The following is a 13634-nucleotide window of genomic DNA, read 5'->3' on the forward strand; positions in this document are numbered from 1 at the left end:
ACTATTTTATTGTGCAATACAGCGGATTGTTTTAGACAAGACTTTTGTACTTGGATTCCCATCTGTTTGTACGAAAACTGTAGCACTGGTACTGCTCCCTTCAAAATATGATGTGTTATTGCCACTAGTACTTGTACTGGTCCAATAACTTACACGACTACCCCTTTGATTAGTCCAAAACCATGTATAAGGTGCTCCATTCCCTCTGGCTCCGAAAGCTCCCTGAGCTGGTAAAACTATTTTTACATTATTATTCTTCTTACTTGTTAAGACTTTCGCAGCACTGTAGTTTGTATCACTTGTGGACCAGGTTCCCACATTACTTTGCACGGTAGCATCCAGTAGTCCCTGGAATTCAGTTTGCGTAGGTAGACGGTAATTTTGCGGGCATGGATCATTCGCTGTTTTTACAGGTGCTGTTTCTGTGCCACTATTCCATGCATTGGCATCTGCAGGATTACCGTTAAAATTAGAATTTAAAGATGTTTCTGTTCCATTTGCTACAGAAACACTGCGCCCGAACTGATAATATCCTCCATGAAGGCCTGAAACAATTGGATCCTGATCAGGATTAATGCTGTTATCAGCTCCCAGGTTATAACGCATCCATACTTTTCCGTTAATACGTGCTGCTTTCTGTCCATTATAATTATCCAGATAAACATCCGCAGGACTCAATGTAAATTTCAGATTGTACATAATTCCCGGTGTTATCTTAAGACCCGTCAATGCTGTACTCGATACTGTCTGAGTTAATGGGCCAATCGTAATCGTAGACAATGTAAATTTCCCTGTCATCGTATTACCGTTCAGCATTACAGGATTCGCTACTACAACCTGTGTTCCTAAAGTTGGAAATGTTACTGCCGCTGTACCTGCGGTTCCGGTTTGAGCAGGGGTTCCGGTTGACAATGGAACATTATAAGTCGGATAATGAGAATCGATATTCGCGGTCACTGCTGTAATGTTATAACCTGTTGCAGAAGCATCAATCGTTGTGGTTATCTGGCTGAGTCTATGTCTTAGAATAACGTCCAGATAATTGGTCTGATTACCGGATACCTGCATATCTTTTCGGTAATACATAAAGTCTACCGTATTGGCTAATCCCGACATGCTGGCTGTTGACAATGTTTTGTTAGAAGAATTGGTATACGTAACATCCGGTAAATCCGTCTGACTCTTCACCGAGTACGCAATAAAAGTATAATTACTGCCTCCGTCCAGATTAAGAGCTGCGGTGCTACTCTCCTGACCGCGGATATAGTTTCTTTCTGTCACATATTCTCCTGTAGACCGGAAAACCACTACTTTGTATCTGATTCCTGTTCCTAAAGGTGTTGGCCCTGTTGCTGCCAGCAGATTTCCGCCTAAGGAAGCCTGAGCCTGATTACTTACCGAAGCTTTTACGGGGGACAATTCTGCTACCAGCGTAAAATCATCGTTAAAAGGAATTTCTTTTCTCTGTACTGCAGAAGTACTCCCTGAAATGCTCTGTGTTAAAGAAGCCTGCCCGCCAAGATCTGCAACATCATCAAAAGCTTCTCCCTGGAGATTGATACTTACATTGGCTGTTCCGCCTGCTGTCATTTTGTTATCGGAATCGTTGCTGCGACAGGAAAATACCGCGAATAAAATCAATAGTAGTGCTGTACCAGTTATTATTCCAAAGCCTGTCTGCTTCGGAATGAATTGTGTCTTTCGTTTTTTCATTATCATTTGCTTGTGTTTCTATTAGTATTTAAAACTTTATTTCATAGAGATTTTATTTTAAAACATTTACATACAGAGCATTATTATACAGTATACAGCACATACGTTAGTCAACAACATCACAAAAAACCGGTAGCATTTATCACGCAGGTATCCCACTATTAAAATAATAGCAGAAATAACACTTGCTAAAGCAGTGTTTATTCTTATTCCGTAATTATACGGATTGCTCCATAGATAAAAGGAGCTTACTCTTTCGGGAAAGTATTGTCAGGTGAAAAGTTCATTTGTTTCATCATTTGTTTGTTTGTGTTTTTGTAAAATCACCATTTTCCGGAAATATCCGGCAGGATCATTATGGTGACAAAAATAAAAAATAAAATCAGGAAAACAATGAATATAAGACAATTAACTTTAATTTTAAATTCTGTTAGCATAATGCAGTAATTATGTATATAAGAAAACACTATCTAAATGATATAATATTCATACAAAGAGCCTCGATACAACTTATTGTATCGAGGCTCTTTTTCAATTATTCGGAACTATATTTTAGTTTGCTATTCTATTTCAATATTTTGTTTTAAAGGCAGATTCTTCGACGAATTTCCGATCATGATTCTGTAGACTCCCTTTTCTACTTTCCAGTTCATTTTTTCATCCAAAAATTTAAGTTCTTTTACCGGAACTTCTATTGTAATCTTTTTCGATTCTCCTGGTTTCAGATATACCTTCTGAAAACCTTTTAGCTCAATGATTGGTCTCGATACTGTTGCCAATAAATCTTTAACATATAGTTGAACAACTTCACTTCCTGCTTTGTCACCTGTGTTTTTCACATATACCTGAGCTTTTATTATATCATTTTCGGAATATTTATCCTTATTCAGTTGTAAATCTGAGATCTCAAAAGAAGTATAGCTTAATCCATAACCAAAAGGGTATAAAGGTTCACCACTTAAATCATGATAGTCATTACCCCTACCTGTAGGATGATGATTATAGCTTAACGGAAGCTGTCCCTCTTCAACTGGAAATGTAATGGGGAGTTTCCCGGAAGGATTTTCCGCTCCAAACAAAACTTTGGCTACGGCATTTCCACCTTCTTCTCCCGGATACCAGATATCCATAATTGCTCCAACTTTGTCCTTCCAGCTTGTTGTTTTTATAGCAGATCCTCCGATCAAGACAACACTTACAGGTTTATTTAGTTTTGCTGCTTCATGAATAAATGCCTCCTGATTCCCCGGAAGGCTCAAAGAAGATCTATCCTGAAATTCCCCCTCATGAATTCCGGCAGTTACAATAATATAATCTGAGCTTCGGGCTAATTTTAACGCTTCATTAAAATCTTGCTCATAATTATTCAGTCCATAATTCCAGATTAATTCAATATTGGCTTCACCTCTGTTTTCATGAAATTCTATTACAATATCATATTTCTGCCCTTGTACAAAATCTACATCTGTTGTTTGGGCTGAATAACTTAGCTTTTCCCATTTGTCAACAACCAATTTTCCATTTAAATATAATCTGAATCCATCATTTCCCTGTAATCCCAATTTATATTTTCCGGAAGTTGGAGCCTCTAACTTTCCTTCCCATTTTATACTGTAATTATCCGGTTGCAATTTTTCCGGGTCCGGAGAATATAATGTCCACTTGAATCCTATCTGTTCATCTTGTTTTTCAATAACAGATTTCCCGGTTAAATTACTATTCGGAAAATATAGACCTTTTAATCCCTTCTCTCCATTAAAAGACAAATATTGAGAGGGTACCCTATTGAATGTTTTCAGATCCCAGTCAATCCCTTTTGTATAGGATATTTCAACACCTTTACCTTTAACAAAATCTTTAATCCCATCCAAAATACTAACTTTTTTATTACCCGGACCCGAGTAGCCACCTAATCTGGCGTCTGCAGCATCTGTTCCTACAACCAGAATCTTTTTATAGTGCTCTGTAACAGGAAGTGTGTTATTTCTATTCTGAAGTAAAACAAATGACTCTACAGCAGCTTTTTCTGCTAATGGTTTATGATTGATTTTCCGGAGCTCCAAAATCTCTTTTTCAGAAGTATAAGGTTTTTCAAAAAGCCCAAGCTCAAATTTTGCTCTTAGAACCCTTGACACCGCATCATCAATTCTCTCTTTGGAAATTCTTCCATCCAAAAAAGGCGGGATAAATAATTTGTAATGTTTATACTCTGTTTGGAAAATCACATCCAATCCTGCATTAATTGCCTGTGCAGATGCATCACTGTAGTCTTTTGCAGTAAAATGCAAAACATTTGCCCCTCCGACAGCACTTGCATCGCTAATTACAAAACCTTTGAAATTCCACTCTTTTTTCAATTTGTCTGTTAATAACCAATGGTTAGATGTAGAAGGTCTTCCGTCTAATAAATTATAGGAAGTCATTACAGATCTACTCTTCCCATCAGTAAAAGCTTTATAAAAAGGAATTAAATGCGTTTCTTCTAAATATCGTTTACTCCAATGAATGGGATAGGAATCCCTTCCGCCTTCGCCAACATTGGCTAAAAAATGTTTTGGGGTGGTAATAATTCCCTGGTTTTCAAATGAACTTACAAAACTGACTCCCATTACAGAAGTTAAAAACGGATCTTCTCCATAGGTTTCTTCTGTTCTTCCCCATCTGACATCACTTGCCAAGTTCACCACCGGAGTCAAAATCTGACGGATTCCTCTAAGTTTAGATTCTCTGGCAATTGCAGATGAAACTTCCTTCATCAAATCGGGATTAAAAGTAGCAGATAATCCTATTGATTGAGAAAAAGCGGTTGCTCCTTCCCGCATTAATCCATGCAGCGCTTCATCAAAAGGGATTATTGGAATCCCTAATCTTGATTCTTCAACAAAATATTTTTGAATCGCGTTAATTTTTCTGGCCAATTTTTCAGCATCTTCTTTTGCATTATATTTTAGCATCTGCCCGGCTACAGCACCATCCTGACTTCCGGCACTGACCTGTAAACCGAAAATACCATGATGATATTGATTCTTAGGAACATTGTCCAAGTCGCCTGGAATCATAAAACATTGCCAGAATTTTTCCTCAGAAGTCATTCTTTTCAACAAATCCTGAACCCTTATCTCAATAGGTTGTTTTGGATCTTTATAGAGAGCAGATTGTGCATTTGCCAACGAAAATAATAAACAAACAGGAACTAATAGAATTATTTTAAAATGACAAAACTTCATTACTGTGTTATTTGGATTACCGTAGAATACTTTAGCTTGTTATATTTTTCAGGAAGCTGAACCTTAATTTTATTTCCCTGTTTCTTCCATGAAATTTTAGATTCTATACCAAGAATCTGCAGCTTTTTAGGTTCGAAATTTTCTGGTACTGTAAAGATAAAATCGCGAGGTGCCATATAATTTGAGGCCTCATTTATATGAAATACATTAACTGTTTTTCCATCTTTACTCCGGGTATAATAAAAATCATTCTCATGATATGGGGCTATACTTCTTGTTGCATAAACAGCTGTTTTATTAATATTTATCCATTCGGAAATTTCTTTCAAGCGTTCATAAACTACAGCATCATAATCACCATTTGGCCCCGGTGCTATATTCATTAAATAGTTCCCGCCTCTGGAAATAATTTTAATTAAAGTCTCTATAATCTTTTGGGAAGATTTATAGTTATCGTTTGGTACATATGAAAAAGAATTTCCCATTGTAATACAACTTTCCCAAGGAATCGAAAGATTATGTTCAGGAATAGCCTGTTCAGGGGTTACATAATTTTCCCACATACCGGGAACCGTACGATCTACTATAATGATACCAGGCTGGTTCCTGCGTGCCATCTCTCCAATTTTATCCATATCAATGTCCTGCTCTACTTTAATTGTTCTTTGCCATTCTACTGTAGGATCAATTGTTTTAAAAGGTCTCACCCATCCTCCATCCAGCCAGAGGATATCTATTTTACCATAATTTGATGTTATCTCATTAAGCTGATTGAATGTATATTTTTTAAAGTTTGCCCACTTCTCAGGGTATTTCTTTGGATCATAATTTACATTTCTGTCTTTTGGCGGAAAATACGACCACCAATAATTATCGGTATGCCAATCTGGTTTTGAAAAATAGGCCCCTATCTTAAAGCCATCTTTTCTGAATGAATTAAAAATTTCTTTTGTTACATCAGCCTTTGAATTCTTTGAAAAAGGTGTCTTGGAAGAGGTAATTTTATAATCAGATTCCTTAGTATCAAACATCGCAAAACCATCATGATGTTTTGTTGTAAAAACTACATATTTCATTCCTGCTTTTTTTGCTGCATCCGCCCATTTCTGTGGATTAAACTCTACAGGATTAAATGTTGTCTGAAGATTCTCATAATTTCTCACATACTCGTAGTAAGATTTGCCATGCTCAGACTTTCTTTGCGTCCAGGATTCATCTTCCGGACACAAGCTCCAACTTTCCACAATACCCCATTGGCTATAGGTTCCCCAATGCATAAAAAGCCCGAATTTAAGATCTTGCCATTCTTCGAGATTATTAACGACTAAGGGATCTTTTGGTTTTTCATACCCTGCCGAGACATTATGGGCCTGTGAAAAAAAATTTGTGGAAATAAAAGTTGCTAAGAAGAAGAAGAAGGTTTTAGTTTTTTGTTTAATTAACATGGAAATAGTTTTATTAGTTTTCAGAATATAGTTTTATATAACCTATAAAACATAATTAATGCATGAAGATATAAGATTTTCTGATATTTATAATTAATATATCATAAGAATAATTAAACAAATTTCTAATAAAAAACGGATTACTATATAAATAACCCGCCAAACTGTTAAATAACAAAAATAGTGATAATGGTTAAAAGCTCTACCCAAATAAATTAACAGTTTTGAATAAATTGCCTGTTGAGTTCAAAAGATAGCATACTATAATTTAAGTATATTTGGATAGGTTTCAGGATCACGCACAAATACAATTTATATGAAACACAATATTTTACTGCTGATTCTCTTTACATATTCTTTTATATGTTTTGGGCAGAACAATCAACAAGCCAATGAGTATACTAAAGCCAGAGAAATTATCAAAGGGCTAGATTCTATTGTTTCTCCAAACGGAATTCAGGAAAGATACAAAGCTGATATCGGCGGTATAAAACAATGGGTATATGTCCGTGGTCAGAATAAAGAAAACCCTGTCATATTATTTGTGCATGGAGGTCCGGCATCTCCTATTTCTCCTATTATGTGGATGTTTCAAAGACCTATTGAGGAATACTTTACTGTAGTAAATTACGACCAGAGAGCTGCTGGAAAAACTTATAATGCCAATGATACGCTTAGTCTGGGAAAAACTATTAATATAAAGCAATATACTGATGATGCCATAAAACTTGCTGAATTTATTATCAAAAAGTATAAGAAGAAAAAAGTTATTCTTGTGGGACATAGCTGGGGAACTATTGTATCTATGCATGCTGCTCTAAAAAGACCTGATTTGTTCTATGCTTATGTAGGAATAGGCCAGGTAATAAACACCCGGGAAAATGAACGCTTAAGCTATAATTATGCTATAGAGCAGGCAACAAAACTAAAGAATGATAAAGCCTTAAAAGAGCTTGCTACAATTGCACCTTATCCCGGCGACAAGCCTATTACAAGACAACGAATTATTATTGCCAGAAAATGGCCTCAATATTATGGAGGATTAACTGCTTACAGGAATAATTCTGTTTACTTTTTCCAGGCTCCCCTATTAGCCCCTGAATATACAGAACAGGATGCAGATGCTATCGGCAAAGGAAGTCTGTTTACCTTAAGCAAAATACTTCCGGAATTTGTAAATACAGATTTCACTGCTGTTAAAAAATTTCCCATTCCTGTATTTATGTTTATGGGCCGACATGACTACACTACCCCAACCGAACCGACTTATAAATGGCTGCAGCAAGTAAATGCACCTGTAAAAAAAGGTATCTGGTTCGAGAACTCAGCACATATGATTATGTTGGAAGAGCCCGGAAAGATGCTCGTTACTCTTCTCAATGATGTAAAACCCGTCTGTAAATAATACTGAACAGTATCTATATCATAAAAAGCCTCACAAATTATAGAAATCTGTGAGGCTTTTAAATTAAATAGTTTTTACTTTTAGCCCTTTACACCGCTGAAAATGCTAAAGAATATAACACCCAACACAATAAGGGTAATGATAATATAGAGCTTGTCTTTTTCCATGGTAAATCCTACTAACGAGAAAAAGACACGAAATACAGGTGTCGCTACCAAAAATACTACCCCAAGCTGAATCAGCTGAGCCGCCTGCAAATGGAATGCTCCTGATACAATTCCGCTTAGTGTTGTATTAGATCCGCTCTCCCCGACAAAATGTCTGTAGTCCGGTAATGCCTCGCCACCGTGATTGATAAGATACATAATCCCTCCTGCTAAAACCGTAATAGAAGCTATTGTAACCCCCATCCTCAGGATCTTGCCTACCAGTAACTGTATATCCTGGTCTGCCCAGTAATGTTCAGAAAAATACTTTTTCATCAGAATTTGTGATTTATACCGTTTATAATCATCTCTATAGCAACTGCTGTTATGGCTACAGCAAAAATAATTCTTAGTATTTTCGGATTTATTTTCGGCAATATCTTTGCTCCCGTTAGAGCTCCCGCCAATACGCCTAGTACCACAGGAAAAGCAATTCCCGGATCCATATATCCCCGTTGAAGATAAACAACAGCCGAAGCAGCAGCAGTAACGCCAATCATAAAATTACTGGTGGTGGTACTTACTTTAAACGGAATCTTCATGGTACTGTCCATTGCCAGAACTTTTAAAGATCCTGATCCAATGCCTAAAAGTCCCGACAGCACTCCTGCAAGCGTCATTAGTGAAAACCCGCCAGCCACATTGGTGAGCTGATAACTTACCTTCTCGCCGTTAACCGGATAAGTACTGTTCAGCTTAAGCTTTTCAGAGAGCTTACTTCCTTTTATAAGTTTTGCTTCATGTTTCTTTCTTATCGTCATCGCTGCAGAAAAAATAAGAACCATTCCAAAGATCACTGCAATAGCATTAGTCGGCATATAGATAGCTATAAAAGCTCCGATTACAGCTCCTATTGTTGTTGCAATCTCCAGAAACATTCCCAAACGGATATTGGTAATTCCTTCTTTTACATAAGCCGAAGCCGCTCCTGACGAGGTTGCAATGGAAGCCAGCAATGCTGCACCAATGGCATAACGGATGTCAACATGAAAAACTAATGTAAGCAGCGGAATAATAATCACACCGCCGCCAAGGCCCGTCAAAGAACCCAGAAACCCCGCCATATAAGCCCCAACAAGAAGTATAAGGGTAAAAACAAGAATGGTCATAATGAAAAGTTGTTATTTAATATATTATCAAGAATTTTAGCTGCCTGTTTTTCTTTTTTATCTCTGATAGCCAGATATAATTGCTCGTGCAGGTGGTAACTCATGGCAAAAAAGCTGATACCTTTTGGCTCTCTTTCGTGGAAAAAATCGGTTATCATCTCGGTGAATCCCTGATAGAGCAGCAGCAATACCTGATGATTTGCGGCCTTGGCTACATTCAGGTGAAATTCAATATCTGCCTGAATACAGCTGTCTTTATTCTCTTCCAGAATAGCCTTCTTTTTTTCCTGCAGGCTTTTATCAATAGCCCCCAGTTGTTTTTTTGTTGCTGTTTGACAAGCCCGCTGAATAAGTTCCCCCTCCACCAGACGTCTTACATCATTTATCTCGTCAAACTTCACTTTCTTCAGAATATCCGAAGGACTTAGCACCTGACTTTTATTCACATAGGTTCCCGAGCCTTGTTTTACACTTAAAATTTTGGAGATGGAAAGCTGTTTCACAGCTTCTCTGATTGTGGAACGTCCTACCTGGTAGATCTCCATCAGTTCTTTTTCTGTCGGAAGCTTCTCCCTTACAGCATATTTTCCTTTTAGAATATCATCCTGTATACGATTTGTAGTGAGATCTGATAAACGTTCTTTTTTTTCCATAATTAAAAATCACAGCACAAAGATATGATGTATTAATTAAAACATCAGATGAATTTAAATTGATTATTTAAATAACTACTACCTGATTATATAGACAATATCATTTTTGTCCTCTTCCAATGCAGTTTTTAATGCCAAAATTTGATCATAATAGTAGAGGCCGAACATATTAGTAAAAACAAAAAAGCCCCGAAATACTCAAGTATTTGCAGGGCCTGTATAAGAATTTTGTTATAAATTTTTAATTCTCTAATGTAGCATTTAGTGTAATCTCGAAGCTGAATGCTCCGCTTACCGGGCAGGTTTCTTCAGCGCCTTTGGCAATTTGCAGAAACTGTTCTTCAGATATTCCCGGTACCTTAGCTGTTAAGGTTAATTCCGATTTTGTAATCTTTCCATTTTCGAGGCTAACCACAGATTTGGTCTCCAATACTTCCGGAGTAAAGCCCGCTTGCGTCAGATCAAGACTTAATTTCATGGTAAAGCAGCCTGCATGTGCTGCTGCCAATAACTCCTCAGGATTTGTTCCTACTCCGTCTTCAAAACGGCTGCTGAATGAATATTGGGTATGATCCAATACAGTACTTTGAGTTGTAATATTCCCTTTACCTTCTTTAATGGTACCGTTCCAAACGGCTGTTGCATGACGTCTCATAAATTTTTATTTATTTGTTTCTGATGTTTACAAAATAAAGGTAGTCTTATTCTCCGGACATTCAATATTAAAAATTGTATTTCTTATTTTTTGAAGCATCTAGCATAAGTAATATTTTTTCTTTAACCACAGACTTATTCTTACCAGTAAAATTAGAACCGGAACCTCTACTAAAGGGCCAATTACTCCCACAAATGCTTGTGGCGAATGAATACCAAATACAGCTATTGCTACGGCTATCGCCAATTCAAAGTTATTTCCCGTAGCAGTAAAGGCAATTGATACATTTTTATCATATGGAATTTTTAAAAATTTATTGATTAAAAAGCTTACAAAAAACATCAGTATAAAATAAGTTACAAGTGGCATAGCTATTTTAATTACATCCATTGGCAATTCCAGTATTTTATCCCCCTTAATACTGAACATTAATATTATTGTAAACAATAAAGCATACAATGTAAATGGTGATATTACAGGAGTAAATTTTCTGTTATACCACTCTTTACCTTTAATCTTAATAAAAACAAGGCGGCTTATAAAACCCGCAAAAAAAGGGATACCTAAATAGATCAGTACACTTACCATAACATCTTTCATAGATACATGGATATTAAAACTTGCAAGACCCAATTTAGAAGGCAATACATTAATAAATAACCAAACCATGAAACTATACATCAGAACCTGAAAAATACTGTTTAGTGCTATTAAAAGAGCAGCATATTCTCTGTTTCCTTTAGCAAGATCATTCCATACCATAACCATAGCGATACATCTCGCCAGTCCAATCAGAATAAGTCCAATCATATAATCGGGTTCATTTTTCAAGAATAAAACTGCAAGAACAAACATTAATATCGGTCCGATAATCCAGTTAAGTAGTAATGAAATACCTATTACTTTCTTATTTTTGAGAGCTTTGGGCAATAATGAATAATCAACTTTTGCCAATGGCGGATACATCATAACAATCAGTCCAATTGCCAAAGGAATATTTGTTGTACCAATACTTAGTTTATTAATTAAATCTGAAACCTCCGGTATAAAATAACCAATACCTATTCCCAATAACATTGCAAGGAATATCCATAAAGTAAGATAACGGTCTATAAATTTTAGTTTCGGCTCCATAGATCATATCTTAATCTTAGAAAAAACATACAGCATTTCTGCTGCTATTTGCAAGCTCCGCTCTGCATATACCTGTGCCTGTTCCGAAGTGTTATCTGATATTTTGGGATCTTCATAGGTAACAGGTATTCTGACTTCTGCACCTGCTATAAAAGGACAAGCTTCATCCGCCTGCGAGCAGGTCATTACTGCTGCATACAAATTTTCAGGGTTAAACGGGTTATCATATTTCTTCGAAAAACCAATAACAGGCAGAGTATTGGCATTATACTTTATCGCATATACAGGATTGCTGCTCTCTGATATCTTTAAAATATTAAACCCCTGTATTTTCAGGGTTTCTGTAACTTTAGGAAAAAGTGCAGTTTCTTCGGTTCCGCCGGAATAACAATATACTTCTGGAATATTAAAATATGCAGCCGCAGCCTGTGCCCATATTTGTGAAAGATGACTTCTTCTGGAATTGTGTGTACAAATAAAATTAATATTTATACGCTGTTTATTATTTATTTTCTTTTGAATAAAGCTTATTAATGGCAATAATACATTTTTGCGTTCTTCATTAATGTTAAATGCTTTTTGTATTCCTTGAATATTTTCTAATAATGGCTGATACATGAGAATTCAATTATAAATTTAACAACATCCAGAACCCGGAGCACAAGAAGATTGATTTACAGATAAATCAGACAGGCTTTTCTTTTGCTTAGCAGGAGGGATTCCACAGGCATCCTGAGCAAGACATGCTGTTGCTTTGTTTTTCAGAACAAACGTCTTTCCGTTAAAATCCAAATCGTATTTGCCAATAGTCTCACTCTGATATTCAACTTCTATTTCAGCATCCTGTATCCCCAGTCTATCTTCCGAAAGTTTAATAATATGCAATAGCTTGCCTGGCTTCAGGCGATGCTCGTAATCATCCGCATTCCAAAGCTGAAAGTTTACTGTTCTCTCATTTCGGATTGCCCCGCCACAATCGATAAAGTCTTTAATAATCTGTCCTACTTCTGTCACATGAAAATGCTCAGGAACAAATGCTCCGTTTTCTAACTGAAATTCTACATTTTCCAATGCAGGCAGAATTTCTTTAATTTCTGATAACTTCATAATATTTATTTTTTATGGTTTACAAATATCACTATCATCGCAATATTACGATGATAGTAGGTAAAAAAAATGCTTTTAACAGCATTGATTAGTTTTTACTTCCTGGTTAAAAAAAGCATTGAATTCTTCCTGCAACTGTTTCCATACATTTTCTTCTATACAATAACATACTGATTTTCCTTCTATAGACCCCTGTATAATACCTATGTTTTTTAGTTCTTTTAAATGCTGTGAAATAGTAGCCTGCGCAAGACCTAGCTCATCCACAAGATCATTACAGATACAAGCTTTTTGATTGATAATGTATTGCAATATCGCAATCCTGGCGGGATGCCCTAAAACTTTAAAAAGAGAAGCAAGTTTATTATGTTTATCTGTATAAATTTCTGTTTTGGTAGTTCCCATTTTCTTATTTCAATATCGCAATATTACGATATTAAAATTGAATACACAATATTCTCACTCAGAGAAACTCCGGAGTATTTCTTATTTTTGTATCTGCATTTCATTGTGCAATCTAAACCTCGCAGGTTGTACAAGAGCTTATCTCAATATAACCACGCGAAACAAAAAGTAAAATATGGATAAAGAGATTTTCATTTGCCACAACTGCCCCATGACACGTACCATGGCTACAATAGGAACAAAATGGAAACCCATTATTATTTATACAATAGGCCTTAAGAGAAGACGTTTCGGGCAAATTTTCACTTTAATGGATATTATCTCGAAAAAGGTTCTGACTGAACAACTGAAAGAACTTGTAGCAGATGGTATTGTACTGCGGGAAGAATATGAAGAAACTTTGCCAAGGGTGGAATATTTTCTGAGTGAAAAAGGAATAGAACTTCTGAAAATCCTAAACCAGCTTTCTTTATGGAATATGAAGTACAATCATCCTGAAAATACTTCAGCAAAATAAAACTGCTTAACCGAAATCCAAGTATAGAATTTCTGATTAAGCAGCTTAGTTCTTTTTA

At 36.1% G+C, this 13634-nt stretch carries 13 protein-coding genes; 2 read left to right on the forward strand and 11 right to left on the reverse strand.

Going from position 1 to position 13634, the window contains the following annotated elements; genetic code table 11:
* Window positions 1-6 precede the first annotated feature (6 nt).
* From ATE49_RS19340 to ATE49_RS19350, 3 genes are all read right to left on the reverse strand, one after another.
* Window positions 7-1713, reverse strand: a complete 1707-nt coding sequence (locus ATE49_RS19340; RefSeq protein WP_260256206.1) for a fimbrillin family protein — start codon at window positions 1711-1713, stop codon at window positions 7-9.
* 560 nt (window positions 1714-2273) lie between these two features.
* Entirely contained in the window at window positions 2274-4940 is a 2667-nt protein-coding gene (locus tag ATE49_RS19345; protein ID WP_065083442.1) for a glycoside hydrolase family 3 N-terminal domain-containing protein, read from the reverse strand.
* A complete protein-coding gene (locus ATE49_RS19350) occupies window positions 4940-6385 on the reverse strand; it encodes an alpha-L-fucosidase (RefSeq protein ID WP_081278518.1) in 1446 nt (481 codons plus the stop codon). Before ATE49_RS19350 ends, ATE49_RS19345 begins: the two co-directional genes overlap by 1 nt.
* 316 nt (window positions 6386-6701) lie before the next feature.
* Here ATE49_RS19350 and ATE49_RS19355 point away from each other — a divergent pair, with 316 nt between their 5' ends.
* Entirely contained in the window at window positions 6702-7790 is a 1089-nt protein-coding gene (locus ATE49_RS19355; protein ID WP_065083443.1) for an alpha/beta hydrolase, read from the forward strand.
* A gap of 80 nt (window positions 7791-7870) precedes the next feature.
* Here the strand turns inward: ATE49_RS19355 and ATE49_RS19360 are convergent, their stop codons facing one another.
* The 8 genes from ATE49_RS19360 to ATE49_RS19395 all read right to left on the reverse strand — a co-directional run bounded on the left by ATE49_RS19360 (window position 7871) and on the right by ATE49_RS19395 (window position 13059).
* Window positions 7871-8272 carry a DUF1634 domain-containing protein gene (locus tag ATE49_RS19360; RefSeq protein ID WP_059155009.1) on the reverse strand — a complete coding sequence of 134 codons (402 nt, stop codon included), beginning with the start codon at window positions 8270-8272 and terminating at the stop codon, window positions 7871-7873.
* Window positions 8272-9105, reverse strand: a complete 834-nt coding sequence (locus ATE49_RS19365) for a sulfite exporter TauE/SafE family protein (RefSeq protein ID WP_065083444.1) — start codon at window positions 9103-9105, stop codon at window positions 8272-8274. Before ATE49_RS19365 ends, ATE49_RS19360 begins: the two co-directional genes overlap by 1 nt.
* Window positions 9102-9758, reverse strand: coding sequence for a FadR/GntR family transcriptional regulator (locus ATE49_RS19370; RefSeq protein ID WP_065083445.1), 657 nt, complete (start codon window positions 9756-9758; stop codon window positions 9102-9104). The genes ATE49_RS19365 and ATE49_RS19370 overlap by 4 nt, the downstream gene beginning before the upstream one ends.
* A 241-nt stretch (window positions 9759-9999) precedes the next feature.
* Window positions 10000-10413, reverse strand: coding sequence for an OsmC family protein (locus tag ATE49_RS19375; RefSeq protein WP_065083446.1), 414 nt, complete (start codon window positions 10411-10413; stop codon window positions 10000-10002).
* Window positions 10414-10512: 99 nt separating this feature from the next.
* Window positions 10513-11547, reverse strand: coding sequence for an ACR3 family arsenite efflux transporter (gene arsB, locus ATE49_RS19380; protein WP_065083447.1), 1035 nt, complete (start codon window positions 11545-11547; stop codon window positions 10513-10515).
* 3 nt (window positions 11548-11550) lie between these two features.
* Entirely contained in the window at window positions 11551-12165 is a 615-nt protein-coding gene (locus tag ATE49_RS19385) for an arsenate-mycothiol transferase ArsC (protein ID WP_065083448.1), read from the reverse strand.
* Window positions 12166-12183: 18 nt separating this feature from the next.
* Window positions 12184-12654, reverse strand: a complete 471-nt coding sequence (locus ATE49_RS19390) for a DUF6428 family protein (RefSeq protein WP_065083449.1) — start codon at window positions 12652-12654, stop codon at window positions 12184-12186.
* 75 nt (window positions 12655-12729) lie between these two features.
* Window positions 12730-13059, reverse strand: coding sequence for an ArsR/SmtB family transcription factor (locus tag ATE49_RS19395; RefSeq protein WP_034869718.1), 330 nt, complete (start codon window positions 13057-13059; stop codon window positions 12730-12732).
* 175 nt (window positions 13060-13234) lie between these two features.
* Here ATE49_RS19395 and ATE49_RS19400 point away from each other — a divergent pair, with 175 nt between their 5' ends.
* The gene (locus tag ATE49_RS19400; protein ID WP_260256207.1) at window positions 13235-13576 is read left to right on the forward strand and encodes a winged helix-turn-helix transcriptional regulator; all 342 of its coding nucleotides are present in this window, start codon (window positions 13235-13237) and stop codon (window positions 13574-13576) included.
* The last annotated feature ends 58 nt before the right edge of the window (window positions 13577-13634 follow it).

The organism is Elizabethkingia miricola, assembly GCF_001675285.1.
In the GTDB taxonomy this organism is placed as follows: Bacteria; Bacteroidota; Bacteroidia; order Flavobacteriales; family Weeksellaceae; genus Elizabethkingia; species Elizabethkingia miricola.

Coding starts and splice junctions, on each gene's coding strand:
- ATE49_RS19340 (WP_260256206.1), bottom strand. CDS start 1,713: ATGAAAAAACGAAAGACACAATTCATTCCGAAGCAGACAGGCTTTGGA.
- ATE49_RS19345 (WP_065083442.1), bottom strand. CDS start 4,940: ATGAAGTTTTGTCATTTTAAAATAATTCTATTAGTTCCTGTTTGTTTA.
- ATE49_RS19350 (WP_081278518.1), bottom strand. CDS start 6,385: ATGTTAATTAAACAAAAAACTAAAACCTTCTTCTTCTTCTTAGCAACT.
- ATE49_RS19355 (WP_065083443.1), top strand. CDS start 6,702: ATGAAACACAATATTTTACTGCTGATTCTCTTTACATATTCTTTTATA.
- ATE49_RS19360 (WP_059155009.1), bottom strand. CDS start 8,272: ATGAAAAAGTATTTTTCTGAACATTACTGGGCAGACCAGGATATACAG.
- ATE49_RS19365 (WP_065083444.1), bottom strand. CDS start 9,105: ATGACCATTCTTGTTTTTACCCTTATACTTCTTGTTGGGGCTTATATG.
- ATE49_RS19370 (WP_065083445.1), bottom strand. CDS start 9,758: ATGGAAAAAAAAGAACGTTTATCAGATCTCACTACAAATCGTATACAG.
- ATE49_RS19375 (WP_065083446.1), bottom strand. CDS start 10,413: ATGAGACGTCATGCAACAGCCGTTTGGAACGGTACCATTAAAGAAGGT.
- arsB (WP_065083447.1), bottom strand. CDS start 11,547: ATGGAGCCGAAACTAAAATTTATAGACCGTTATCTTACTTTATGGATA.
- ATE49_RS19385 (WP_065083448.1), bottom strand. CDS start 12,165: ATGTATCAGCCATTATTAGAAAATATTCAAGGAATACAAAAAGCATTT.
- ATE49_RS19390 (WP_065083449.1), bottom strand. CDS start 12,654: ATGAAGTTATCAGAAATTAAAGAAATTCTGCCTGCATTGGAAAATGTA.
- ATE49_RS19395 (WP_034869718.1), bottom strand. CDS start 13,059: ATGGGAACTACCAAAACAGAAATTTATACAGATAAACATAATAAACTT.
- ATE49_RS19400 (WP_260256207.1), top strand. CDS start 13,235: ATGGATAAAGAGATTTTCATTTGCCACAACTGCCCCATGACACGTACC.